Annotated in this window: 26 protein-coding genes; 21 read left to right on the plus strand and 5 right to left on the minus strand. The window is 46.5% G+C overall.

The features are described from left to right. The 15 genes from FC34_RS08170 to dltD all read left to right on the plus strand — a co-directional run bounded on the left by FC34_RS08170 (position 1) and on the right by dltD (position 14842). Positions 1–942, plus strand: a complete 942-nt coding sequence (locus FC34_RS08170; protein ID WP_191978491.1) for a DHH family phosphoesterase — start codon at positions 1–3, stop codon at positions 940–942. Positions 943–955: 13 nt separating this feature from the next. Continuing rightward, complete coding sequence (locus FC34_RS08175; protein ID WP_057894929.1) at positions 956–2305, plus strand: DEAD/DEAH box helicase; 1350 nt, start codon at positions 956–958, stop codon at positions 2303–2305. A gap of 337 nt (positions 2306–2642) precedes the next feature. Then, on the plus strand, positions 2643–5285 hold the full coding sequence (gene alaS / locus FC34_RS08180; protein WP_057894930.1) for an alanine--tRNA ligase: 2643 nt from the start codon (positions 2643–2645) through the stop codon (positions 5283–5285). An 86-nt stretch (positions 5286–5371) separates the two neighbouring features. Continuing rightward, a complete protein-coding gene (locus tag FC34_RS08185; protein ID WP_057894931.1) occupies positions 5372–5632 on the plus strand; it encodes an IreB family regulatory phosphoprotein in 261 nt (86 codons plus the stop codon). Continuing rightward, positions 5632–6066: a Holliday junction resolvase RuvX gene (gene ruvX, locus FC34_RS08190; RefSeq protein WP_057894932.1), complete on the plus strand. Its 435-nt coding sequence runs from the start codon at positions 5632–5634 to the stop codon at positions 6064–6066. Before FC34_RS08185 ends, ruvX begins: the two co-directional genes overlap by 1 nt. A 12-nt stretch (positions 6067–6078) precedes the next feature. Further along, positions 6079–6399, plus strand: a complete 321-nt coding sequence (locus FC34_RS08195; protein ID WP_057894933.1) for a DUF1292 domain-containing protein — start codon at positions 6079–6081, stop codon at positions 6397–6399. Between the two features lie 161 nt (positions 6400–6560). After that, positions 6561–6800, plus strand: a complete 240-nt coding sequence (gene zapA / locus FC34_RS08200) for a cell division protein ZapA (RefSeq protein ID WP_057894934.1) — start codon at positions 6561–6563, stop codon at positions 6798–6800. Positions 6801–6819: 19 nt separating this feature from the next. Beyond that, on the plus strand, positions 6820–7359 hold the full coding sequence (locus tag FC34_RS08205; protein WP_057894935.1) for a CvpA family protein: 540 nt from the start codon (positions 6820–6822) through the stop codon (positions 7357–7359). Between the two features lie 112 nt (positions 7360–7471). Next, positions 7472–9832, plus strand: coding sequence for an endonuclease MutS2 (locus FC34_RS08210; RefSeq protein WP_057894936.1), 2361 nt, complete (start codon positions 7472–7474; stop codon positions 9830–9832). A gap of 70 nt (positions 9833–9902) precedes the next feature. Beyond that, the gene (trxA, locus tag FC34_RS08215) at positions 9903–10214 is read left to right on the plus strand and encodes a thioredoxin (RefSeq protein WP_057894937.1); all 312 of its coding nucleotides are present in this window, start codon (positions 9903–9905) and stop codon (positions 10212–10214) included. A gap of 200 nt (positions 10215–10414) precedes the next feature. Further along, a complete protein-coding gene (locus FC34_RS08220; RefSeq protein ID WP_057894938.1) occupies positions 10415–10564 on the plus strand; it encodes a teichoic acid D-Ala incorporation-associated protein DltX in 150 nt (49 codons plus the stop codon). Between the two features lie 17 nt (positions 10565–10581). After that, complete coding sequence (gene dltA / locus FC34_RS08225) at positions 10582–12108, plus strand: D-alanine--poly(phosphoribitol) ligase subunit DltA (RefSeq protein WP_057894939.1); 1527 nt, start codon at positions 10582–10584, stop codon at positions 12106–12108. Further along, positions 12101–13318, plus strand: coding sequence for a D-alanyl-lipoteichoic acid biosynthesis protein DltB (dltB, locus tag FC34_RS08230; RefSeq protein WP_057894940.1), 1218 nt, complete (start codon positions 12101–12103; stop codon positions 13316–13318). The genes dltA and dltB overlap by 8 nt, the downstream gene beginning before the upstream one ends. Positions 13319–13340: 22 nt before the next feature. Beyond that, the gene (gene dltC / locus FC34_RS08235) at positions 13341–13583 is read left to right on the plus strand and encodes a D-alanine--poly(phosphoribitol) ligase subunit 2 (RefSeq protein ID WP_057894941.1); all 243 of its coding nucleotides are present in this window, start codon (positions 13341–13343) and stop codon (positions 13581–13583) included. 2 nt (positions 13584–13585) lie between these two features. Then, the gene (gene dltD, locus FC34_RS08240; RefSeq protein WP_057894942.1) at positions 13586–14842 is read left to right on the plus strand and encodes a D-alanyl-lipoteichoic acid biosynthesis protein DltD; all 1257 of its coding nucleotides are present in this window, start codon (positions 13586–13588) and stop codon (positions 14840–14842) included. 56 nt (positions 14843–14898) lie between these two features. On the opposite strand, the gene FC34_RS08245 is transcribed toward dltD, so the two are convergent. After that, positions 14899–15363, minus strand: a complete 465-nt coding sequence (locus FC34_RS08245) for a DUF2507 domain-containing protein (RefSeq protein WP_057894943.1) — start codon at positions 15361–15363, stop codon at positions 14899–14901. Between the two features lie 147 nt (positions 15364–15510). Here FC34_RS08245 and racE point away from each other — a divergent pair, with 147 nt between their 5' ends. Both racE and FC34_RS08255 read left to right on the plus strand, forming a co-directional pair. Continuing rightward, positions 15511–16950: a glutamate racemase gene (racE, locus tag FC34_RS08250; protein ID WP_057894983.1), complete on the plus strand. Its 1440-nt coding sequence runs from the start codon at positions 15511–15513 to the stop codon at positions 16948–16950. Between the two features lies 1 nt (position 16951). Next, positions 16952–17467 carry a YfcE family phosphodiesterase gene (locus FC34_RS08255; RefSeq protein WP_057894944.1) on the plus strand — a complete coding sequence of 172 codons (516 nt, stop codon included), beginning with the start codon at positions 16952–16954 and terminating at the stop codon, positions 17465–17467. An 80-nt stretch (positions 17468–17547) separates the two neighbouring features. On the opposite strand, the gene FC34_RS08260 is transcribed toward FC34_RS08255, so the two are convergent. Further along, positions 17548–18279, minus strand: coding sequence for an MIP/aquaporin family protein (locus FC34_RS08260; protein WP_057894945.1), 732 nt, complete (start codon positions 18277–18279; stop codon positions 17548–17550). Positions 18280–18548: 269 nt separating this feature from the next. On the opposite strand from FC34_RS08260, the gene cbpB reads away from it, so the two are divergent. Then, positions 18549–19016 (plus strand): cyclic-di-AMP-binding protein CbpB, encoded by a 468-nt coding sequence (gene cbpB / locus FC34_RS08265; RefSeq protein ID WP_057894946.1) that lies wholly within the window; start codon positions 18549–18551, stop codon positions 19014–19016. A gap of 55 nt (positions 19017–19071) precedes the next feature. Here the strand turns inward: cbpB and FC34_RS08270 are convergent, their stop codons facing one another. Together FC34_RS08270 and FC34_RS08275 are read right to left on the minus strand one after the other, a co-directional pair. After that, positions 19072–20004: an undecaprenyl phosphate translocase family protein gene (locus FC34_RS08270; RefSeq protein ID WP_162259772.1), complete on the minus strand. Its 933-nt coding sequence runs from the start codon at positions 20002–20004 to the stop codon at positions 19072–19074. After that, positions 19983–20876 (minus strand): mechanosensitive ion channel family protein, encoded by an 894-nt coding sequence (locus tag FC34_RS08275; protein WP_057894948.1) that lies wholly within the window; start codon positions 20874–20876, stop codon positions 19983–19985. Before FC34_RS08275 ends, FC34_RS08270 begins: the two co-directional genes overlap by 22 nt. Positions 20877–21021: 145 nt before the next feature. Between FC34_RS08275 and FC34_RS08280 the strand changes: the two genes are divergently transcribed. Both FC34_RS08280 and FC34_RS08285 read left to right on the plus strand, forming a co-directional pair. Next, positions 21022–21450: a DUF948 domain-containing protein gene (locus tag FC34_RS08280; protein ID WP_057894949.1), complete on the plus strand. Its 429-nt coding sequence runs from the start codon at positions 21022–21024 to the stop codon at positions 21448–21450. 15 nt (positions 21451–21465) lie between these two features. Further along, entirely contained in the window at positions 21466–21939 is a 474-nt protein-coding gene (locus FC34_RS08285) for a YtxH domain-containing protein (RefSeq protein ID WP_057894950.1), read from the plus strand. 46 nt (positions 21940–21985) lie between these two features. On the opposite strand, the gene FC34_RS08290 is transcribed toward FC34_RS08285, so the two are convergent. Further along, positions 21986–23086 carry a M24 family metallopeptidase gene (locus tag FC34_RS08290; RefSeq protein WP_057894951.1) on the minus strand — a complete coding sequence of 367 codons (1101 nt, stop codon included), beginning with the start codon at positions 23084–23086 and terminating at the stop codon, positions 21986–21988. Between the two features lie 257 nt (positions 23087–23343). Here FC34_RS08290 and ccpA point away from each other — a divergent pair, with 257 nt between their 5' ends. Next, entirely contained in the window at positions 23344–24345 is a 1002-nt protein-coding gene (gene ccpA / locus FC34_RS08295; RefSeq protein ID WP_057894952.1) for a catabolite control protein A, read from the plus strand. Positions 24346–24358 lie beyond the last annotated feature (13 nt).

Here is a 24358-nt window from a genome sequence, read left to right on the forward strand (position 1 = left end):
ATGATTCAAGATGAAATTTTAGCGGCTATTGTCGCAAACGATAAGATTATTATTCACCGCCACGAGCGACCAGATCCCGATGCCCTGGGCTCGCAAGTTGGCTTGGCCGAGACCATTCGCGCTAGTTTTCCAGACAAAACGGTTTACGTCGTCGGTGGGGGTGTCGATCATTTGAGCTGGTTAGCCCAGATGGATGATATCAGTGACGACACTTATCAAGACGCACTGGTCATCGTGACAGATACGGCCGATACACCGCGAGTTGACGATTCACGCTTTACATTGGGCAAACAATTGATTAAAATTGACCATCACCCTAACGATGATCCATATGGTGATTTAACTTGGGTGGACACCAGTGTCAGCTCGACTTCTGAATTGTTGATGACGTTTATCAATGGCTCAGCTGGCCGCTTGGTGCTCAGTGATGCTGCCGCTCGGTTGTTTTATGCGGGGATTGTCGGCGATACAGGGCGGTTTATGTTTAACAACACCACCCCGCAAACACTCACAATTGCAGCTCAGTTGATTAGCAAAGATTTTGATCCAGCTGCCGTGAATCAGAAGATGAACGAAGTCACGTTAGGCCAAGCCCGGCTACAAGGCCAGGTATTTGAAGCCTTGAAGATTTCAGCGGTTGGCGGCGCGCACGCCATTGTAACGCGCGATCAGATTGAACGCCTTGGTTTGGCTGATGATCAAGTCCAAGCAGCCGTCGGCACAGCCGGCCGCTTAGGTGAAGTCGTTGCTTGGATGCTGTTTGTGGAACAGCCTGATGGCAGTTACCGAGTTAATTTGCGTTCAAAAGGGCCTATCATTAACGGACTAGCGAAAGCACATAATGGCGGCGGTCATCCACTTGCTAGTGGCGCCAAGGCTAAGGATTTAGCCGAAATTGACCAAATGGTCGCGCAGCTTGATGCGATTATTGAAGCCAATTAAGAAAGAGGACTTTATGGACAACCAATTTAAGCAATACAATCTGCCTGCATTTTTGATTAGTGGGCTCACCAAAATGGACATCACCACTCCGACGCCCATTCAGCAACAAGTGATTCCGGCCGTGTTACGCGGTGAGAACGTCATTGGTCAAAGCCAGACTGGGAGCGGGAAGACTCACGCTTTCCTAGTACCGATTCTCAGCCGGATTGATGCCAGCAAGGACCAGGTTCAAGCTGTCATTACCGCCCCAAGTCGGGAACTGGCTAATCAAATCTACAAAGTTGCGTCTGAGTTGATTGCCAATCAACCTGAGATTCGGATCAACCGCTACGTTGGTGGTACTGACAAAGCACGCCAAATCGACAAACTGAAGCATCAACAACCGCACGTGGTCATTGGGACCCCAGGGCGAGTTTGGGATTTGATGGATAGCAAAGCCTTGCAGGCTTTCACTGCGACAACATTTGTGGTGGACGAAGCCGATATGACCCTTGATATGGGCTTCTTGAACGAAGTTGACAAGATTGCGTCATCATTCCCTGAAGATCTCCAAATGTTGGTCTTTTCGGCAACAATTCCTCAGAAGTTACAGCCATTCCTGAAGAAATATATGGCTAATCCCACAATGATTGAAATCAAGCCTAAAAGCGTGATTGCTGACAATGTGGAGAACTGGTTAATTGCCGCCAAAGGCCGCGACAAGAACCAACTCATCTATCAATTGCTGACCATTGGCCAACCGTTCTTAGTATTGATTTTTGCCAATACTAAGACCAGTGTTGATAAGATTCATGCGTATTTGGTGGCCCAAGGTCTCACAGTGGCCAAAATCCACGGGGGCGTGGCGCCTCGGGAACGGAATCGCATTATGAAGGAAGTTGCCGATTTGAAATATCAATACGTTGTGGCCACTGACTTGGCAGCACGGGGAATTGATATTAAGGGCGTTTCCCATGTCATTAATGCAGAAATTCCAACTGACAATGAATTCTTCGTCCACCGGGTCGGCCGGACCGGTCGCAACGGGATGGATGGTATTGCAATTACCTTATATGCCCCTGGTCAAGAAGCTCAGATTGCTGAATTGGAACATTTGGGCATTAAGTTCCAGCCAAAGGCGATTAAAAATGGCGAGATTGTGGATAGTTATGATCGCAATCGTCGGGAAAATCGCAAGCCTAAGCAAGACGAAATGAGCTTGGCCATCCGCGGCTTAGTCAAAAAAGAACAAAAGAAACGGATGCCTGGTTACAAGAAAAAGATTCAAGCAGCAGTCAAAGACGAACGCCGGCGCAATTCTCGCATTGCCAAGCGTGAAGAATTGAAGGCCAATAAGGCTAAAAACCGCAGTAAGAATAAATAGACTTTCATGGTTCAGGCACATTGGCCGGATCACTTCCACTGGTCGGAGACCGAGTATTTCAACAGAATCATCAACATGTGCCGATTCAGCGGCTAATGTTGACAGTGATTTTGTAGCATTTTATAATAACAAAGACGTTAGGCCATACAGATTGCCGCCTTATTCTACAGAGAGATCCGGGGTTGAGAAGGATTGAATGAGCGCAATGTGGGCTTCCTGACGAGATAATTGAATGACAATCAAGAGTGGTAAACGATGACATCGTTGCAAACAAGGTGGTACCGCGCGAAAGCGTCCTTGGCTTGCAGGGGTGTCTTTTTAATTGAGGAGGAACAGCATGAAACAACTGTCTAGTGCACAAATTCGCCAAATGTTTTTGGATTTCTTCAAGTCAAAGGGACATGATGTTGAGCCCAGCGCATCATTGATTCCAGTTGATGATCCCACTTTATTGTGGATTAACTCTGGGGTCGCCACCCTCAAGAAATACTTTGATGGGACGGTTATTCCAAAGAATCCTCGGATTACCAATGCCCAGAAGTCAATTCGGACAAACGATATCGAAAATGTCGGTAAAACTGCTCGACATTTGACCTTCTTTGAAATGCTCGGGAATTTCTCGGTCGGCGACTACTTTAAGGAATCAGCTATTCCTTGGGCGTGGGAATTCTTAACCAGTCCTGACTGGTTAGCACTAGATCCCGAGAAATTATCTGTGACTGTCTATCCCAAAGATACCGAAGCCAAGCGAATCTGGCATGAGGTTGTTGGTTTGCCAGAATCACACATTATCGAAGTTGAAGATAACTTCTGGGATATTGGCGAAGGCCCAAGTGGCCCTGATTCAGAAATCTTTTATGACCGCGGCCAAGCCTTCAATAATCTGCCCGAAGACGACCCCGAAAGCTATCCGGGTGGCGAAAATGAACGTTATCTGGAAGTTTGGAATATTGTTTTCTCAGAATTCAATCACTTACCAGACGGGCGGTATGTTGAACAGCCTCATAAAAACATTGATACCGGGATGGGCCTAGAACGCCTTGTCTCTGTTATCCAGAACACAAAGACGAACTTTGAAACTGACTTGTTCATGCCAATTATCGAAGCTACACAGAAGCTGAGTGCTGGCAAAGCGTATGGCCAAAATGATAAAGATGATGTCTCATTTAAAATCATTGCCGACCATGCCCGCACAGTGACCTTTGCGATTGGTGATGGGGCGCTCCCAAGTAATGAAGGTCGCGGCTACGTCTTGCGGCGCTTGATTCGGCGCGCTGTGCTTAACGGGAAGAAATTGGGGATTGAACAAGATTTCTTGTATGAACTCGTCCCTGTCGTGGGCGAAATCATGCAGAGTTACTATCCAGAAATTTTGGATAACCAAGCCTTCATTCAAAAGGTCATCCGCTCCGAAGAAGCACGGTTCCGCGAAACATTGGATGCTGGGGTCAACTTGTTGAACCAAAGTATAGCCGATTTAAAGGCCGAACAACAGACTGTCATTCCTGGGGACCAAGCGTTCAAGTTGTTTGATACTTTTGGCTTCCCAGTTGAAATGACGGCAGAATACGCTGAAGACGAAGGCATGACTGTCGATATGGATGGTTTCCATGCTCAGATGGAAGCCCAACGGAATCGCGCTCGGTCTGCTCGGTCGAACGAACAATCGATGGGCAGTCAGAATGAACTGCTCATGGATATTAAGAGTGAAAGTCAATTTACTGGCTACACCCAACTCGATGACAAAGAAGCAGTTTTGGATGATATTATCCAGAATGGGGCCTTGGTGGAAACCGCTGAACCGGGTCAAGCGCAAGTGATTTTCAGTCGGACACCGTTTTACGCAGAAATGGGGGGCCAAGTGGCCGATCATGGGGATATCAAACAGCTTGATGGCACAGTGGTTGCACACGTGACTGATGTTCAACACGCACCAAACGGCCAAAATATCCACACGGTTGAAGTGCTTTCGCCACTGCATGTGAACGAAACGTACTGGTTGTCCGTTGAACCAAGCCGTCGCCAGAAAGTTTCGCGTAATCACACCGCGACGCACTTGCTAGACCAAGCGTTGCGCCAAGTCTTGGGAGAACATACCCATCAGGCGGGTTCACTGGTTGAACCAGATTATTTGCGGTTTGACTTCACCAATTTCGGTCAAGTGACGCCTGAACAGCTGGCTGAGGTTGAACAGATTGTGAACGAACAAATCTGGGCCGCTTTACCAATTTCTGCGATTGAAACGGATATCGAAAGTGCCAAGAAACTCGGCGCAATTGCGATGTTCGGGGACAAATATGGTGATGTCGTACGGGTGGTCTCAATTGGCGATTTCAACAAGGAATTTGATGGTGGAACCCATCCAAGCAATACGAGTGAGTTGGGCTTATTCAAGATTACAAGTGAATCTGGGATTGGTGCCGGCGTGCGACGGGTTGAAGCAGTCACCTCAAAGGAAGCCTTTGAATATCTAAACCACCAACAGGCATTACTGAATGAAACTGCGCAGGCTTTGAAAGTCGATCAGGTTAATAACGTGCCGCAAAAGGCTGAACAGTTACAGGCCGACCTCAAGGCCAGTCAAAAGAAAGTCGAAGGGCTGCAGGCAAAGCTTGCTGCTCAAGCGGCAGCTGGAATCTTTGATGATGCCAAGCAAGTTGGGAATTTAACCTTGATTGCCAAGGCAGTCCAAGTGGCCGGGATGAATGAATTGCGCCAGTTGGGTGATGACTGGAAGCAGAAACAAGCCTCTGATGTCTTAGTATTGGCAACCACAGTTGGTGAGAAAGTTAACCTGCTCGTGGCTGCGAGTGATAATGCCATTCAAGCTGGGATTAAAGCTGGCGACTTGATTAAGCAAATTGCCCCACTCGTTGGTGGTGGCGGTGGTGGTCGGCCAGATATGGCCCAAGCCGGTGGGAAGAAGCCAGAAGGCATTGACGCTGCCTTGAAAGCTGCTGCCGACTTTTTAGCAAAATAACCGAAACTTGAGGGGCCGGTGATTGTACTTTACCGACCCTTCAAGTAAAATAGAACTTAGAACTGGACAGAATAGAGGTGTTAGGAATGAGCACATTAGACGAAACCGTTCATTTTGATTTTCGTGATAACGATCCAAAGAATGTACGTGAAACTTTGGAAGTGGTGTATCAAGCGTTAGAAGAAAAAGGGTATGACCCGATTAACCAGATCGTTGGGTATCTTGTTTCTGGTGACCCGGCGTATATCCCACGGTATAATGATGCCCGTAGCCTGATCCGCAAACATGAGCGTGATGAGATTATTGAAGAGCTTGTTCGGACCTACCTTGATAAGGGGCAACATTAATGCGCTTAATGGGGCTTGACGTTGGTTCACGGACAGTGGGTGTCGCGATGAGCGATCCATTGGGCTGGACTGCGCAAGGTGTGGAAATTATTCGAATTAACGAAGATGAAGGCAAGTTCGGAATAGACCGAGTTGCTGAATTAGCTAAAGAATATGATGTGACAGGCTTTGTGATTGGGTTACCCAAGAACATGAACAATTCACTTGGTCCGCGTGCGCAAAAGGCACAAGAATACGGGGCCATGCTTGAGGATGCCCTCCATCTGCCGATTGATTTTGTCGATGAACGCTTGACGACCGTGGAAGCATCGCGAATGCTTGTCGAAGAGGCTGATGCGAGTCGCAAGAAACAAAAGCAAGTGATTGATAAGCTTGCCGCGCAGATGATTTTGCAAACCTATCTTGATCAAAAAGGACGGTTATTGTCCGAATAAGGAGGCCTACTAATGGCAGACGAACACATTCAACCAGGTGAAGACGAACAACTCATCACGCTTGTCGATGACAAGGGTAATGAAGAATTGTATCAAGTCTTATTCACCTTTGATTCTGAAGACTATGGCAAGAGTTATGTCTTGTTATATCCTCAAAGTGCTGATGACGATGATGAGCTTGAAATTCAAGCCTTTTCGTTTACCCCTGATACCAACGGCGATGCTAGCCAAGGCGATTTATATCCCATCGAGGACGATGCTGAATGGGATATGATTGAAGAGGTCTTGAATACCTTCTTAGCTGACGATGATTCACATTTAGACGATAAGTAATTTTCAGAAACTTCAAGAAAGCTGCTGGCAAAAGTTATCTTTTGTCGGGGCTTTTTTCTATGGCATTTGTCCATTTGTGATGTGCGGCTTAGGCATCGGCTGGTGTAAAGTTTGGTTTCATGGTAGAATAAGCCGTTGATACACCCGAGGAGGTCAGATTTTTGGTAGAGCAGAAACGCCGGTTCAAGGCAGAAATTGCAGGGAAAACCTATACCATTGTTGGGCCAGGTTCATTGGCTCATTTTGAGGCGGTCACCGCAATTTTAAATGAACAACTTGTTCAGATTAATCGTCTTGACCCAAAACTCTCACGCGAAGAAGCCGCTGTGCTCCTCGCCTTCAATGCGCTATCTGATCAAGTAAACCAGCAAGCCCAGAAACAACAATCAGAGGCGGAATAGACGGAGGTTTGGGCAGCAGATGTTATCGATTATCATTATTTTGGTTCTCGCGTATTTCTTCTACGCTGGAGCACGCCGTGGCTTATGGCTTCAGCTTTTGCATGTGTTGGGTTACAGTGTCAGTTTCTTCTTGGCGGCATTGTGGGCCAATCCTTTGAGTACGCGACTGACCTTGCTGGTGCCTTATCCTTCAGCCACTGAACAGAGCAAATTTACCTTTTTTACGAATTCAGTTGGTCTAACGCTTGATCAAGCGTTTTACCGTGGTTTTGCCTTTCTCTTCATCTTTGCGCTGGGGTGGTTACTCACCCGGATTATTCTTCTGTGGTTTCACAACCTGACTTATCGCCGCATTGATCCACAAGTGAATTTGGTGACAGCCGGGGGTCTGAATTTGATTGTCGGGTATGTCCTGTTGTTTATGGGATTATACCTTTTGGCGCTGATTCCGGTTGGCGGCATTCAAGACGTATTGAGCCAATCATGGGTCGCTCGCTTAATGATTAGTCATACGCCAGGATTAACCCAGTTGTTTACACAGTGGTGGATTCTCGGCTAATTGAGATTGAATATAAATGTTAAAGATTGAAGTCGTGACAAGACGGTTTGGTTCTGTTACGGCTTTTTGTTTGATTACCGATGCTTTTTGACTATTGAGGTGATTTAGTTTAATGAATACAAAAATTTTAGAAACACTTGAATATAGTAAGATTCAACAGGCCTTGCTGGGAAGCATTATGACTGCTGCTGGGGCGACGTTAGTGCACGAACTGACGCCAGCCACTGATATCGATGCCGTTCAACAGGCACTTGATGAGACAGCCGATGGGGCCACGATTTTGCGGTTGCGTGGTGGTATTCCCATTCCGCGCCTCGATGATCTTGGGCCAGCGCTTAAGCGGGTCCAAATCGGGGCCGTTTTAAATGGTCAAGAATTGGCATTAGTGAGTCGCGTGCTTACGACGGTCGGGGCGGTGGATGCGTTTTTAACCGACTTAAAAGACAATGTTGATCTTCGGCAAGTCTATGAGTTGCAAGCACAGCTCACGAGTTTGCCAACCTTAGAGAAGCGACTCAAGGTGGCTATCGATGAAGACGGGCGCTTAACCGATGAAGCCAGTCCTAAATTGTATGGTCTGCGCCAACAAATGCGCCAGCTAGAAGGCGACATCCGTAAGCGGATGGAGAATTACACCCATGGTAGCGGCGCCAAGTACCTCAGCGACCCAATTGTGACGATTCGCGATGATCGGTATGTGATTCCGGTCAAAGCTGAATATCGGAATCAATTTGGCGGGGTTGTCCATGACCAAAGTGCCAGTGGGCAAACGCTCTTTATTGAACCGCAAGCCGTCGTTGAGCTAAACAATCGGCTGCGCGAGGCTCAAATCAACGAAAATACTGAAATTGCTCGGATTTTAGCTGAACTCTCAAACGAGATTGCACCTTATGTGCATGAATTGCGAGCAAATACGGATTTACTCGGTCATTTTGATTTTATTAACGCCAAAGCGAAATATGCGGCCTCTTTGAAGGCCAACGAACCTGAGGTCTCAGCGGATAACATCGTGCAATTGAACGAGGCTCGGCATCCGTTGCTTGATCCCCAGAAGGTTGTTCCCAACACGATTACCTTGGGTGAAGACTATCAAGCCATTGTCGTTACCGGCCCAAATACCGGGGGGAAAACTATCACCCTGAAAACTTTGGGTTTGCTACAATTGATGGGCCAATCAGGACTCTTTTTGCCAACTGCAGCCGAAAGCTCGATTGGGATTTTTAATGAAATTTTTGCTGATATTGGGGACGAACAATCCATTGAGCAAAGTCTAAGTACCTTCTCGTCCCATATGAAGAATATTGTGGAAATCTTAGCCAACATCGACGACCGAAGTCTGGTGCTTTTTGATGAGCTTGGGGCTGGGACTGATCCGCAAGAAGGTGCCGCCTTGGCGATTGCTATCTTGGACCAAGTGGGCGCATTAGGGGCCTACGTGGTAGCCAGCACTCACTATCCAGAACTGAAATTATACGGTTATAACACCCCTAAAACGATTAACGCGTCGATGGAATTTGACGTGTCCACGCTACAACCGACTTATCGCTTGCTTATAGGCGTGCCTGGCCGCAGTAATGCCTTTGATATTTCATTACGGCTGGGGTTATCCGCCGATGTGATTGAGCGGGCAAAGTTGTTGATTAATGATGATAGCCATGATCTTAACAACATGATTACGGACTTGGAGAATCAACGTAAAGCCGCTGAAACTGAGTACTTGGATCTGCGGCAGCAAGTTGAAGCCGCAACGAAACTCCACGATGATTTGGCCACCGCTTACAATGAGTTCTTTGAAGAACGTGAGAAGCAAATGGCTAAGGCCAGGAAACAAGCGAATGAATTGGTCAGTTCCGCCGAAACTAAGGCTGATAAAATCATCAAGGATTTGCGCCAGATGCAATTGAATCAGCAGGGCAACGTGAAGGAAAATCAACTGATCGATGCTAAGGCAAATCTCAAGCAACTGCATCAGCAAGAATCACCGCTGAAACAAAATCGGGTGCTGCGGCGTGAGAAGGCTAAACAGACGCTCAAAGTCGGGGACACTGTTCAGGTTGCGAGTTATGGCCAAACAGGGGTTTTACTGGAACAACTTGATGAGGGCCACTGGCAGGTCCAAATGGGCATCATTAAGATGAAAGTGGCGACCAGCGATTTGCAGAAAGTGAATCCAGAACCAGCTGCCAAACCAAAGCGCCGCGTGGCAACTGTCAGCGGTGCCACATCTGGGCCATCGACGACCTTAGATTTACGCGGCGTGCGTTATGATGACGCGATGGCGCAACTGGATAGTTATATCGATGCTGCCTTGCTTGCAGGGTATCCACAAGTGACGATTATCCATGGCCTCGGGACCGGTGCGATTCGTAATGGGGTCACCCAATATTTGAAACGTAATCGCCAAGTGAAGAAATTTGGCTTTGCCCCGCAAAACTCTGGTGGTTCTGGGGCAACCATTGTTCAGTTTAAATAGTAAATCGCGAGTTTGTATTTTTGAGCCGAAGTGTTATACTGGTAGTTACTAAAAGTAAGGAGGCCCTATGATGGTTCAAGCTGTGACAGATCAAGATTTTAAGCAAGAAACTGATTCCGGCGTAGTATTGACAGACTTCTGGGCAACATGGTGTGGTCCTTGTCGGATGCAAAGCCCTGTAATCGAGAAGTTATCTGAAAGCCGTAACGATGTGAAGTTTGTCAAGATGGATGTTGATGCCAACCCTGACACCCCACAATCCTTCGGCATTATGGCAATTCCTACGATGCTGATTAAGAAAGACGGCGAAGTCGTTGAAAAGCTTGTTGGCTATCATTCAAAGGAACAAGTTGAAGAGGCCCTTGCCAAGTACACTGACTAATTGCCTTTCTCTAATCGCTTAGTTTCAAGCTAAGTGTTTAAAATGGGTTGAAAAGTCCCAATCGAAATTCTTCGGTTGGGACTTTTTTTATGGCAAGAGACATCTAACAAAACTGTTAGATTGTTTTCAGGTGTTTCGCTTTAGTCTGTTTACAGAAAAGGCTATAATTTAGAGTAATTACAAGATGGGGGTGGGCTTGCTTGCTAGGGAAATTAAAGCAGCTGTGGCAGAATGCAACGTTCCAATTTGTCTTCTGGACGATTGTGTACTTCCTGATTCTACTTTCACTGGTTTACTTATACAGTTACAGCGGGATTAACAACAGTAAATTCATTTACAACGAATTCTAAAACAAGGAGTCGGGATTATGGTTGAAAATATCATTCATGCAATCGACACTGTGGCCACACAGTCGCCGGATAAAATCGCCTACGTCTATGAAGGACAGGCCTATACTTATGCTCAACTTAAACAAGGCTCTGATCGCTTGGCAAATTTCTTTAGCCAAGTGTTGCCAGCTAAAGCTCCAATTGTGGTCTACGGTGGCCAAACGTTTGAGATGGTTCAAGTTTTCTTAGGTCTCTCAAAATCGGGTCATGCGTACATTCCAATTGATACACACAGTCCTAACGAACGCATCACTCAAGTCCAAGAAGTGGCGCAATCACCGGCCGTGATTGCTGTTGAACCATTGCCAATTGAGGTCCCAGACGTCCAAGTCGTGGACCAAAGTTTACTGACTGAAGCCATCAATGGTGGCAATGACAATTACGACCCTGCCTTACAAGTCAGTGGGGATGATAATTACTACATCATCTTTACGAGCGGCACCACTGGTAAACCAAAAGGGGTACAAATCAGTCATCGTAACTTGCTAAGCTACGTTAACTGGAATGTCGATGATTTTGGTTTAGAAGAAGGCGTCGTGGCAATGTCGCAACCACCGTATTCGTTTGACCTTTCAGTGATGGATCTTTACCCAACACTGGTCCTAGGTGGCACGCTGATGGCGATTCCAAAGCAAATCACAGATAACTTCAAATTATTGTTTGAAACGTTACCAGAACTCGGTTTAAATGAATGGGTTTCAACCCCTTCATTTGCTGAAATCGCCTTGCTCGATCCAAACTTTGATCAAGAGCACTATCCAAAGTTGACCCATTTCTTATTCTGTGGCGAAGAGCTCACCAATAAGACAGCGACAGCCCTGATTGACCGGTTCCCAAATGCGGCCGTCTATAATACCTACGGCCCTACAGAAGCAACAGTTGCTGTGACCGGCATGCAAATTACCGCTGACGTTGTGGCCCAATATCCACGGTTACCGATTGGTTATGCTAAGCCTGATACTGAAGTTTATGTGGTCAACGAAGAGAACCAACGTGTGGCTCCTGATACTGAGGGCGAATTGATGATTGTTGGGCCAAGTGTTTCTAAAGGCTACTTGAATAATCCAGATAAGACGGCCAGTGCTTTCTTTGACGCTGATGGGAAGGCTGGGTACCGGACAGGGGACCTAGTCACGATGGCCGCCGATGGGCTGGTCTTCTATCGTGGCCGGACTGACTTCCAGGTCAAATTACATGGTTACCGGATTGAACTGGAAGATATTGATCACAATTTAGCCAGTGTAAGTCATGTGAAACAAGCGACGACTGTGCCACGGTACGATAAAGATCATAAGGTCACCCAATTAATCGCTTATGTCGTTCCGGCCGGTGGGGACTTTGCTAGCGATATGGATCGTACCAAAGCTATTAAAGCTGAATTAGGCCAAATGATTATGGAATACATGGTGCCCCAACGGATTGTTTATCGGGACGCCTTACCATTAACAGCTAACGGGAAAGTTGATCGCAAAGCCTTGATTGCAGAGGTCAACCCAAATGCTTAATTTACAACCATATGAAAATCCAATGTATTTCGTCTATCTGTTGATTGGTCTAATTCCCGTGATTATTGGGCTGTTCTACGGTAAACGATTCCGTTGGTACGAATCATTGTTCTCGTTATTCTTTATTATTTTGATTTTTGATGCGGATAAGTGGCCCCAAGGACAAGCGTTAATCGTTTATGTCCTGTACAACACCTTACTGGTTTGGGGATACACCAAGTATCGCACGGCAGCAGAATCCAAAAATAAGACCTGGGTGTTTGTCCTGGCAGTCATTTTGGGCATTGCGCCGTTGACGGTGGTTAAGTTTACACCACTGTTTGCGACTCACCCGTCAATTCTCGGATTCTTAGGGATTAGCTATTTGACCTTCAAGGTTGTCGGCATGATTATGGAGACGCGTGATGGGTCAATCAAAGAATTTAACTTGATTAAGTTCTGGCAATTCCTACTGTTTTTCCCAACGATTTCCAGTGGCCCAATTGATCGGTATCGGCGCTTCATCGCTGATTATGATTCGGTCCCTGATCGCCAGAAGTACACGGAATTGTTCAGTAAAGCCATTCATTACTTGATGCTAGGATTCTTATACAAATTCATTCTTGGCTACATTTTTGGGACGCTGCTTTATCCTTACATGCAGCACATGGCTATCGTCGCTGGGCAGCACACCTTCTTGCACCTGTCTTGGGGAGTTGTCGGCGTGATGTACGCGTACTCGGGCTATCTGTTCTTTGACTTTGCTGGTTACTCATTGTTTGCGGTCGCAATTTCATATTTCATGGGAATTGAAACACCGATGAACTTTAATCAACCATTCAAGTCTTACAACATTAAAGATTTCTGGAATCGTTGGCATATGACCTTGAGTTTCTGGTTCCGTGATTATATCTACATGCGCTTTGTGTTCTTCATGATGAAGCATAAACTCGTCAAAAGTCGGGTCGCTACCGCCGCTATCGGCTACTTCCTGCTCTTTGGCATCATGGGTGTCTGGCATGGGGAAACCTGGTACTACATTGTTTATGGGCTGTTCCACGCGGTGCTGATTAATTTAACGGACATGTGGATTCGCTTTAAGAAGAAGCACAAAGGGTTGTTGCCAAGCAACAAGTTCACGTATTATTTCTCGGTGTTCTTAACGTTTAATACAGTCTGCTTCTCGTTCCTGATTTTCTCTGGTTTCTTAGATCAACTCTGGTTCCATTAAAAAAACAAAGTGAGGGCTTATTATGAATCATGAAGATATAAAAAATGGCGTTATCGATATTTTGGTTGACCTGACAGGGTCAGACGATGTCCGCGACAACTTGGATATCAACTTATTTGATACTGGGTTACTGGACTCAATGGGGACCGTGCAGTTGTTACTCGAATTGCAATCACAATTTGGCATTGATGTGCCAGTTTCTGAATTCGAACGTGACGAATGGGCCACACCAAACAAAATTATTGCGAAAGTAGAAAGTATGTAATCATGAAAAAGACCCTATGGCGGGTTTTAGGACCCTTAGCAGTGGCGGTGGTCCTGGTACTAGGTGTATTGCTTTTGCCTTTTACCTTGGGGACGCCTAGTCAAGCGACCCTGACAAAGGCTGCCAGCTCACTTTCAGATAATGTTCTTAAAGGCCAGCGGGTGAAAAATGCCGCCATGGCGGATAACTATGTGCCGTTTATCGGTTCCTCTGAATTATCACGAATGGACAGTTTTCACCCTTCTGTCTTAGCCCAGAAGTATCACCGTAATTACACGCCCTTCCTGATGGGAACCGCTGGGACCCAATCCCTGACGCACTTCTTCTCGATGAATGCGCTCCAGCATATGACCGGGAAGAAAGCCGTTGTGGTGGTGTCACCCCAATGGTTCGTCAAGAAGGGTGTCCGGAAATCGATGTTTGATTACTTCTATTCACCTTCACAGGTGGCATATTTCCTTGATCATGCCAAGAACAACACCGCTGATCGCTATGCTGCAGCACGCCTCCTCGATTTCCCTTCCAGCGAATCTGATGGGACCGTTGAAGATGCTCTGAAGAACGTCGCGTTGGGTAAACCGATGACTGATTTCCAGAAGACCTACGTCCAGAAGATTAAGACCACGTTGCTGGATCACCAAGATGCCTTGTTCTCACAACTCTTTATGCAGAGTAATGAGGGCACTTTGGATAAGGCTGCTGCAGTCTTACCTAAGACGTATGACGTGAAGAATCTAGATGCCCTGGCCACCCAGATTGGTGCCAAGGAAACTAACGGCAATTCGTTTGAAATTAAAAACAGCTTTTACAATGAGCGGGTTAAGCGAATTGAGAAGAACTTGAAGAATTCTCAGGTGAACTTTAACTATGTTGAATCTCCAGAATTCTCCGATTTCCAATTATTGCTCAATACCTTCGCCAAGAAGAAAATGGAAGTCTTGTTTGTCATTCCGCCAATTAATCAGCGTTGGGCTGAGTATACTGGCTTGGATCTGAACATGATTGAGGCTTTTACACGGAAAGTGGAATATCAACTGCGTTCGCAAGGATTCAATCATGTGCTTGATTTGACTCAAGATGGTGGGGAACAATATTTCATGGAAGATACGATTCATATTGGCTGGCGCGGCTGGCTGAAAATGGATCAAAGTGTGCAGCCATTCTTGAAGGACTTGAATGCTGGTCCTGTCGATTATAAGATGAATAACCATTTCTATACCAAGAGCTGGCAGAATGCCAAGGCCCCAGCTGTTGAATAAAAAAACTCGTCGGTTTGCCGGAAGTTATGCTTCCAAAGGCAAGCTGACGAGTTTTTTTAATCGATTAAATCATCAATAATGGGTTGTTTATCCCGGGTATCTAACGAGATGGTAATGAGAACAGCTTGGTCACGGGAGAGAACTTGACTGTTGCCTTCTACAACCACCCCTAGCTGTTGCTGGAGCAACTGAGCCAAGAGCCCAGCTTCTAATTGGAAATCAGGCTTATCGAAATCTTTCAAACGCGCCGCAACGGTGGAACCATCTAATCGGTATTCGCGCTGTTGACGTTTCTGTGATTGATTAGCCAAGGTCCCAAGACCTAGCTGGGCAAACAGACCCGGAATATCAGCTTCTTTAGTGGGAAGCTTCTCTGCTAAGCTGCGTCCCGCCCAGTAAAGAATATCGGATTGTTCATCCCCAAGTAAATCGGGTAATACAAGGTCTCGCAAAGCGATTTGTCCGAAAAGTGGGGTCGTTTCGTCAATCGCCATTAGGGTTTTGTAGGCAGGTTCTGTCATGTCTCTTCCTCCAATTCTGCTTTTAAGTATACGTTAATCATCGGCTTTTTTCAGCATTACCATGCCATGACTTGAAATTTTTCGCCGAAGCTATCAGAATAGAGTTTCAGAGTTGTTTGCGAATAAATACAGGAAAAAGGTCTTATGATGAATACACAACCAATTGGTTTCATTGATTCAGGTGTTGGCGGGCTCACCGTTTTTAAAGAAGCGTTGAAGCAGTTGCCACACGAAAATATGGTTTTTCTTGGCGATCAAGCCCGCTTACCATATGGTCCGCGGCCGGCCGAACAAGTTGTGGCGTTCACCTGGCAAATGGTGAATTTCATGATGGCCCAGAACATCAAGATGTTAGTGATTGCCTGTAACACAGCGACAGCAGCAGCCTTGGATGTGGTTAAAGCCCAACTGCCCATTCCAGTAGTTGGCGTCATTTTGCCCGGGAGCCGAGCTGCATTAAAGGTGAGTCAGAATAACCACATTGGCGTCATCGCCACTGAAGGCACCGTCAAAGCCGGGGCGTATGCGAAGACCATTCATGATAAGAATGCTACGGTCTCGGTGACAAGCCTGGCTGCACCTAAATTCGTGCCAGTGGTTGAAAGTAACGAATATCAATCACCAATTGCCAAACGGATTGTAACAGAGACCCTGGCACCGTTGAAGCATACTGATATTGATACGCTGGTCATGGGATGTACACATTACCCGTTGTTACGGCCAATCATTGAGAATGTTATGGGACCCAAGGTGACGTTGATTGATCCAGGGATTGAAACTGTCAGCGAGGTTTCTACTTTACTTGATTATTTTGATATTGCGAACAACGATGCCGATTTCACACCGACACAACGGTTTTTTACGACCGGCTCGCCCAGTATGTTCGATACCATTGGTAAACAGTGGTTAGGTCTGAATCAATTGCATGCCCAGCATGTGGAAATTGATCAGTTGCCAACGAATTACGAAGCCGCCCCTTTGGATACAATTGTGGTCGCCACCCAAAATGCTGGTAAAGCTCGCGAATTTGCGGCTGTATTTGAAAGTGAAGGAATCAAAGTTAAAACCTTGCGCGATTTTCCAGAATTACCAGACGTAGCGGAGACTGGCAGTACGTTCGAAGAAAATGCCCGAATCAAGGCGGATACATACGCTAGAGCGCTTGAATTGCCAGTCTTGGCCGATGACTCTGGATTAATGGTGGATGCGTTAGGTGGCAAACCAGGGGTATTCTCAGCACGATATGCTGGCGCTGGGCACAACGATGCCGCTAATAATGCTAAATTGATGGCTGAATTAGGGGAAGTTCCGGCTGATGATCGCACGGCGACCTTTCACACAACCTTAGTTTTTGCCAAACCGAACCAACCTGATCAGGACTTGGTGGTTGAAGGCGACTTACCAGGCATGATTGTTGGCGTACCTCGTGGTAACGACGGGTTCGGTTATGATCCGTATTTCTATGTACCGGAGCAAGGTAAAACATTGGCAGAAATGACCACAGATGAGAAGAATGCAATCAGTCACCGTGGCCAAGCAATCAAGGCGTTGGCCAAAGTCTGGCGTGCTTGGTACCAGGAGGATTAAGATGGAAATTTTAGCTGTTAGTGATACGCATGGTGATGCCGCAATTCTCCAAACGTTGTTGGCCCGACATCCAAATTTAGATGGCTATTTTTATGCCGGCGATTCTGAGTTAACTGCAACCAATCCACTGTTTGAGACGTATCGAGCTGTGGCAGGCAATATGGATTTTGATCCGGAGTTTCCAATGACGGTCACTGAAACAATCGATGGTGAGACTGTCTTCATGGCTCACGGGCACCGTTATGGCGTCAACTTCGGCCTTGACGACCTCGTCGCGGCTGGCCAAGACGCGCACGCCAATATCATTCTTTTTGGGCATACTCACCAACTGGGTGTTGAAATGCATGCTGGCATACTTGTGTTGAATCCGGGCAGTATTAGTCAACCACGAGGTGAATTTGCTCACCTTGGTGGGACTTATGCGCTGATTACCGCTACCCCAACAGCATTTGACATTAGTTACCGCACGCGAGACGGCGAAAATGCTGGCTTAGACCGGCATTTTGATCGCAAGTGAAGCAGGTGACTTAAACGTTTTTTAGCCCAAAAAAGAGGTCGGGACAAAACTAAGTTTTGTCCCGACCTCTTTTGATCTATTTACATAAAGAACCCTTTGTAAGTGGCAATGCCAGCAATCCCAGCAAGGATTGGCGCAAGCACTGGGACCCAAGCATAACCCCAATCGGAGCTACCCTTATGCTTCAATGGGAATAACCAGTGCACCAAACGAGGGCCTAAGTCACGCGCTGGATTCAAACCAGGGCCTGTTGGGCCACCCAACGAAGCAACCAGGGTTGCAACCAAGAAGCCTAAGCCCATGTGTGCAGTCCCGAGATTATTTTGGAAGAAAGGCGCCTTAGTAATCCCTAAGGCCGCAATGAATAAAATATAAGAGCCTAAAAATTCGTTGATAAAGCCATTGAGCTTACTCTTGGTCGCGTTGATGGTTGAGAAAGTCCCAAGAATATGTTGGGTATCTTCCGTTAAATCATAGTGAGGCTTGTATGCAGCCACAACTAAAAGCTGACCAACAATCGCGCCGGCCATCTGCACGGCAATGTATGGCAAGACTTCATTCCAAGGGAAAAGGCCTGATACGGCTAAGCCGATTGTGAAAGCGGGATTGATGTGGTTGCCAGAAATTGAACCAAACATCATGGCTGGAATCATAACCCCAGCACCATAACCCACAGCAATCAACATCCAATCCGAACCATTACCTTTTGTTCCTTTTAAGTCGACGTTAGCCACGGAGCCATTCCCCAAGATGACCAACAGCGCTGTCCCGATGAATTCGGCGATTAAGCGCGTTCCTAATGCGTATGTCATAACTCTCCTCCAAAAATTTTAATAGTGAACACATGATTACAATCATACCAACATTTGGCAACAGAGTAAACAGGTTTTCAGAAAGGCGGCAAGCAAAACGTTGGTTACGTGCATTTGTGAACGGTTACAATTGTATTGTACACGATTTAAATGTTTTGTCGACTGCTTTATTCTGACATAAATAATTGCTTAAGCTTCCTGGTATTCTTGTCATTTGGCAGTGGAGCTTGCTATGATGAGTGAGGAACAAAAAGGAAAGGTGTGGCAAGATGATCAGTAAAGCCATCAACGCAATGCTTAAAGAACAAGAGCAACATTTCCTCATTCCGGGCGAAATGGTCGCCAGTGTCAATGAAGATAACGCGCTCGCTCATGCTTTCTTAGTTTTGACCAAGGTCCGATACTCCAAAATTCCTGTTCTTGACAAAGATTCAAAGTTTAAGGGCCTCTTATCGATGCCAATGATTACTGATACAATGTTGGGGTTAGAGCAACTAAGCCTGGCGCCACTAGATGAATTATGTGTTAAAGACGTGATGGAAACCGATGTACAAACCATCGAGAATCCCTATGATGCTGAACTCGTGATGCATTTGCTTGTCGACTTGCCTTTCATCCCCGTAGTTGCCAGCACTGGCGAGTTCACGGGAATTGTCACACGGCGCGAGTTTATGAAGGCCCTCAACCATATCAGCCACAATCTTGATAATGAATATGACATTCAACCAAAAGCGTAACTAAAAAGGTGTGCGGGTTGCCCGGCAGGGCAACTCACACACCTTTTTTAGTTGGCTAGTTTTCAGGACGATCAAGGAAAATCGTTGCCAGAATACCGATGACGGCGCTGGCAATGACCACAAAACTTGTGACTAGGTTTGAGCCATGCCAGTACGGCACTAGCCCGGTTTGAATCAGAATCACGACTGCCGCTAACACAATTCCAATCACGGCGTAGTACACGAGAGCTTCATAATGCTTTAACAGATAGCCCATGAGTTTAGCAACGGCAATTAAACCGATAATCGCCCCAAGCATAAAGGGAACCAGTAACGCTGCTGCTGCCATGGCATGACCAAATGCAGTCATATCACCTTGTAGTAGCGCACGGACGCCAGTACCCAGTTGGGAGACGGCATTGTAGACCGTTCCATATTGATCAAGCACCATCAGCATCACCGAACCAGAAATACCCGGAATCGCCATGAGGGACACCGAGAAGACGCCAGCAAATCCCATGGTCAGCCAATCTCCACCAGAGTTTAACGCGTGCAAAGCAATCATATTCTCTGGTTCGGTGCCGCCGAGTTTGGCCAAGCCATAGATGGCAGCAAAACCAATCAAGCTCAAGAGCAAATACCCCCAGCGAAAAGGGATTGTTTGAATTTTTCGAATGATGAAAGGCCCGATCCCCAAGACCAGCCCAATAAAGAAGCCATAGCTGGGAATTGGGAAACTTGTTGTCAGGGCTAAGACGGCCTTGGTTGAGACCAAGATGCCAATTACCGCGCCCAAAGCGACTGGCCAAAGGAAACGAATGCTAGCCCGCGGCTGTTGGCGAAAATGGTTGACGGCGTCGAGCAGCTTATCGTATAAGCCGACTACGACGGCAAAAATACTCCCGGAAAGACCGGGGATGACAAGAGCGAGTCCGATGATGATGCCTTTAACAAAATTGATCAAAGATAATGCCTCCGTTGTGTGAGTTAGGGGGTCGTTAAGGTTAATCGCGGGGTGGGTAAATCGATCCCGGCCTGATGTAAGGCAGCCAGGTAGGCGGCCAAGAATTCACGTTGTAGCCGCACCTGTTCACCATTTTGCGCAAAAAGCTGCACTTGATAACTGAAACTACCATCTTGGTTCTCGCTCATACCAAGAATCTCTGGCGGCGAGACAATGGTGTCAAATTTCGGCGTCAAATCCGCATTAACTTGGCTGATCACTGTCTTAACCTTGGTTAAATCCGTCGTCGGATAGACGGGTAATTTAATGAGGACCAGCATGTTGTTGCGGGACCGATTGCTGACAATTGCAATATTGCGATTGGGGATGTAATTCTGCGTCCCATCACTGCTTTCGACAATCGTAGTGCGTAAGCCCACTGAACTGATGGTCCCAGTGATTGTGCCAATCTGGACACTATCACCGACGTCGAATTGGCCTTCAAGTAAGATGAAGAACCCGGTGACCACGTCGTTGACGAACCCTTGGGCACCAAGGCCCAGCGCTAAGCCAAGAATCCCGGCACCAGTGAGCAATGTCCCAACTGGGACGCCAAGCACCGATAGGACAGCATACAGATAGAAGAACAAGATGAAATATTTAAAAGCGTTGTCTGACAAAGTCTGGATGGTCTCGACGCGATTACCGGACATTAATCGTTTGCCCTGGTAAGATTTAAAGCCGTGGCGGATAGCCGCTCGGCCCACCTTGTTGATTAACCAAAAAAGCAAAGTGAAGAATAAAATTTCGATGATTTTAGAGACGGTTGTGGCCAGAATGCTGTCCCAATTGATTTGTTGAAAATAGCGTAAAAGTAAGTTTGTTTGCCGATCAATTTGTTTAGCAGTTTGATCGGTCAAGTCTGCGAGCACTAACATGGTTATTCCTCCTCACGCTTGTTTTAGTCTAACAAAGTCCATAGCTAAAGCCTAGTCTTGCAGACGATTTTGCTGGGATTAAAATTGAACCTACCCCTGAATGATGTTATGCTAAAAACAAGATGGACGGTAAGGAGGGAAAGCGATGTCAGCTGGTCAAGTTGCTGGATTAATCGCAGCAATCGCATTTTTAATTATTGCTTTAGGTTTGTTTATCTTTGTACTTCGGGTGGCAGCAGTCACTAAGGAAGTCAAAGCGACAGTGGCCGAAGTCAACCAGACTTTGGGAATTGTTAATAGTGAAGTCGGTGTCTTAACCCATGAAGTGGAGGGCCTGTTGGTTAAATCCAATACCTTACTTGATGATGTTAACGGCAAGGTCGCCGCGATTGATCCGGTCTTTACCGCTATTGGCGAACTGGGCGAGAGTGTGTCGGACTTAAACACGTCAACACGCAATCTGACTAGCCGGGTTTCCAGTGGCATCCAAAATACCGCCAAAGCAACGGTGATTACTCGCGTGGGTCAAAAAGCTTTTTCAATGTTTTCAAAACAGAATAAATCCACTAAATAATTGGAGGGAAAAAGCATGGCAAAAAAAGGACATTTCTTCTTAGGTTTTCTGATTGGTGGCGCTAGCGCCTTAGCAGCAACGTATCTGTTAACACCACAAACCAGTGATGAACTCAAACAACAATTCAAGCGGCGTAAGGACCAGCTTGCTGATCGGGCGGCAGATTATTATGACTTTGCCCGTGAAGTGAGTGCTGACTGGAAAGACGTCGCCAGTGATGCGGTCTCTGGGATTAAAGAAAAGATTGCACCAGATGCAGATGCTGACTTAACCGATTTCGATGCACAGACAGAAGCGCTTCGTGATGAGTTAACGCAGACGCCCGAAGTTGCGACTAATGATGCCTTTGATGACATTGTTTTAGATGGCAAGAGTGCCTTTGCTCAGGCTAAAGATGATGAACCTCCTGTGGCTGATGAAGATAAGCCGGGCGAAGTCGAAGTCCCAAAGGACCAGCCTGAAACCGACGCCCCAAAAGATGCTGAATAGCTAGTAAAAAGCCACCAACCTTCTCTGGTTGGTGGCTTTTTTCGTTTTAGTTAAAAATCGTGAAATCTTTGCTGGTGTGGGTAAATGCTTCGGAGCCAGTGTCAGTGACGTGGACGCAGTCTTCAATCCGCACACCGGCAACACCAGGAATATAAATCCCAGGTTCAATGGAGAAACACATACCTGGTTGAATTTCCATGTCATTGCCTTCCATGATGGATGGGTATTCGTGAGTACTGGTCCCAATGCCGTGGCCGAGACGGTGATTGAAGTATTCACCATAGCCAGCCTTGGTAATCACATCGCGGGCAATCTTATCGAGGGATGCCGCTGTAATCCCAGGTTTGATAGCCGCTTGGGCAGTCAATTGGGCTTCAAGGCAAACTTCATAGATTTCCTTTGACTTGGCATCAACCTGGCCAAAAGCAACAGTCCGGGTTGCGTCAGACATGTAACCCTTGTTGTTAGTCCCCAAGTCAAACAGAATCAATTCACCAGGTTTAAGCGCAGTTTTTTCGGGCCCGCCGTGAGGGTTGGCAGCGTCTTGACCAGCTTGGACGATAGTGTCAAAGCTCATGTGCATGACGCCTTGTTTCATCATGGCATATTCAATCTCGGCGACAACTTCTTGTTCAGTCACGCCTGTTTTAATGGCCGCAAAGCCAGCCGCAAAGGCAGCGTCGGCTTGTTTACCGGCTTCAACCATCAAGGCAATTTCATCGTCAGTCTTAAATAATTTCTGACCTTCAATGAAGCGTGAGGCATCAGCTGGGAAGGTGGCTTGTGGGAATTGGCTCAGCAGTGCTTCATAGCGGACGACGGGCAGGTCGTCTTTTTCAATCCCAAAGCGAATAGGGTTAGCCGTAATGGCTTTAATATGGTCACCAATCAGCTGGAAGGGATTCTCATGATCCAGATAGCCAAAGACATCATAAGTCCAGCCTGCAAGTTTAACCGCTTCAATCGATAAAGCCGGAACGAACAGGAATGGTTCGTGATCGGGGAAAGCCACCAGGGCGGTCACCCGTTCTTCAGGATCACTGTAGAACCCTGTAAAATAGTTAATGTCGACTGGGTTGCTAATGAACCCTAAATCCAGTTGTTGTTCGTTCAACCATTGTTGAAGTGCCTGTAGGTGTTGATTCATAGACAATTCCTCCCATATTCCGCCTCTCATTTACAGAAAATAAACCTTTTCAGGAAACATCCTTGAAAATGAGGAGACAATTAAAATTACATCCCAAAGTATAACACATCTACGTTGGCACGGCTTTCTGAAAACATTGATGAAAATTTCATGGAAAAATTCAGTAAAACGCTTGCATTGCTATTTTCCGTGTGTTATTCTGTTGTGAAAGTCGAAATGCGTCGATTATGAAAAAAGATATAAAGGAGTACAGAATTTTGGATAAGCCAACCATTACCATTTATGATGTTGCCCGTGAAGCCAGTGTTTCTATGGCGACCGTCTCTCGGGTTGTGAACGGGAACCCTAACGTGAAGCCAGCTACCCGTAAGAAGGTTTTAGAGGTGATTGATCGCCTTGACTATCGGCCAAATGCAGTTGCTCGGGGATTAGCCAGCAAGAAGACGACCACTGTCGGGGTGATTATTCCCGATGTGACCAATATGTTCTTCTCGAGTTTGGCCCGAGGGATTGATGATGTTGCCACAATGTACAAGTACAATATTATTCTGGCTAACTCAGACGAAAACAGTCAAAAAGAAGTCCAAGTCCTAAACACGTTACTAGCGAAGCAAGTCGATGGTTTGATTTACATGGGCCATGTGATTACTGACGAAGTCCGGGCTGAATTCTCCCGGAGTAAAACGCCAATTGTTTTGGCTGGCTCAATTGATCCTGATGAGCAGGTCGGCAGCGTCAATATTGACTATGTGGAAGCAGTGAAGGCGGCGACAACCCAGTTGATCCAAGACGGCAACAAGCAAGTTGCGTTGGTCACCGGCTCATTGAAGCAGCCAATCAACGGCGAATTCCGTTTGAAGGGGTATAAGGCAGCTTTGAATGAAGCTGGCTTAGCCTATGATGACTCATTGGTCTTTGAAACAGAGTACAGTTACAATGCTGGTTTAAAGACCTTTAAACAGCTACAAAAGGCTGGTGCAACAGCTGCTGTTGTCGGAGACGATGAATTAGCAGTTGGAATTTTGGACGGTGCGCTTGATGCTGGTGTCTCAGTGCCAGATGAGTTTGAACTCATTACTAGCAACAACACGAAGCTGACGGAGATGACCCGGCCACAAATTACCTCAATTGATCAACCATTGTATGATATCGGGGCGGTGGCAATGCGCCTGTTGACGAAGATGATGAACAAAGAAGATATTGATGCTAAGACCATCATGCTAGGCTTTGATATCACCAAGCGCCATACGACAAAATAACACAAAAAAATCG

Origin of the sequence: Lacticaseibacillus brantae DSM 23927, from assembly GCF_001436115.1 — a bacterium.
GTDB classification, from domain to species: Bacteria; Bacillota; Bacilli; order Lactobacillales; family Lactobacillaceae; genus Lacticaseibacillus; species Lacticaseibacillus brantae.

What these genes read in the sequence shown, in the direction of transcription:
- FC34_RS08170 (WP_191978491.1), top strand. Translation starts at nt 1, where the DNA reads ATGATTCAAGATGAAATTTTAGCGGCTATTGTCGCAAACGATAAGATT.
- FC34_RS08175 (WP_057894929.1), top strand. Translation starts at nt 956, where the DNA reads ATGGACAACCAATTTAAGCAATACAATCTGCCTGCATTTTTGATTAGT.
- alaS (WP_057894930.1), top strand. Translation starts at nt 2,643, where the DNA reads ATGAAACAACTGTCTAGTGCACAAATTCGCCAAATGTTTTTGGATTTC.
- FC34_RS08185 (WP_057894931.1), top strand. Translation starts at nt 5,372, where the DNA reads ATGAGCACATTAGACGAAACCGTTCATTTTGATTTTCGTGATAACGAT.
- ruvX (WP_057894932.1), top strand. Translation starts at nt 5,632, where the DNA reads ATGCGCTTAATGGGGCTTGACGTTGGTTCACGGACAGTGGGTGTCGCG.
- FC34_RS08195 (WP_057894933.1), top strand. Translation starts at nt 6,079, where the DNA reads ATGGCAGACGAACACATTCAACCAGGTGAAGACGAACAACTCATCACG.
- FC34_RS08205 (WP_057894935.1), top strand. Translation starts at nt 6,820, where the DNA reads ATGTTATCGATTATCATTATTTTGGTTCTCGCGTATTTCTTCTACGCT.
- FC34_RS08210 (WP_057894936.1), top strand. Translation starts at nt 7,472, where the DNA reads ATGAATACAAAAATTTTAGAAACACTTGAATATAGTAAGATTCAACAG.
- trxA (WP_057894937.1), top strand. Translation starts at nt 9,903, where the DNA reads ATGGTTCAAGCTGTGACAGATCAAGATTTTAAGCAAGAAACTGATTCC.
- dltA (WP_057894939.1), top strand. Translation starts at nt 10,582, where the DNA reads ATGGTTGAAAATATCATTCATGCAATCGACACTGTGGCCACACAGTCG.
- dltB (WP_057894940.1), top strand. Translation starts at nt 12,101, where the DNA reads ATGCTTAATTTACAACCATATGAAAATCCAATGTATTTCGTCTATCTG.
- dltC (WP_057894941.1), top strand. Translation starts at nt 13,341, where the DNA reads ATGAATCATGAAGATATAAAAAATGGCGTTATCGATATTTTGGTTGAC.
- dltD (WP_057894942.1), top strand. Translation starts at nt 13,586, where the DNA reads ATGAAAAAGACCCTATGGCGGGTTTTAGGACCCTTAGCAGTGGCGGTG.
- FC34_RS08245 (WP_057894943.1), bottom strand. Translation starts at nt 15,363, where the DNA reads ATGACAGAACCTGCCTACAAAACCCTAATGGCGATTGACGAAACGACC.
- racE (WP_057894983.1), top strand. Translation starts at nt 15,511, where the DNA reads ATGAATACACAACCAATTGGTTTCATTGATTCAGGTGTTGGCGGGCTC.
- FC34_RS08255 (WP_057894944.1), top strand. Translation starts at nt 16,952, where the DNA reads ATGGAAATTTTAGCTGTTAGTGATACGCATGGTGATGCCGCAATTCTC.
- FC34_RS08260 (WP_057894945.1), bottom strand. Translation starts at nt 18,279, where the DNA reads ATGACATACGCATTAGGAACGCGCTTAATCGCCGAATTCATCGGGACA.
- cbpB (WP_057894946.1), top strand. Translation starts at nt 18,549, where the DNA reads ATGATCAGTAAAGCCATCAACGCAATGCTTAAAGAACAAGAGCAACAT.
- FC34_RS08275 (WP_057894948.1), bottom strand. Translation starts at nt 20,876, where the DNA reads ATGTTAGTGCTCGCAGACTTGACCGATCAAACTGCTAAACAAATTGAT.
- FC34_RS08280 (WP_057894949.1), top strand. Translation starts at nt 21,022, where the DNA reads ATGTCAGCTGGTCAAGTTGCTGGATTAATCGCAGCAATCGCATTTTTA.
- FC34_RS08285 (WP_057894950.1), top strand. Translation starts at nt 21,466, where the DNA reads ATGGCAAAAAAAGGACATTTCTTCTTAGGTTTTCTGATTGGTGGCGCT.
- FC34_RS08290 (WP_057894951.1), bottom strand. Translation starts at nt 23,086, where the DNA reads ATGAATCAACACCTACAGGCACTTCAACAATGGTTGAACGAACAACAA.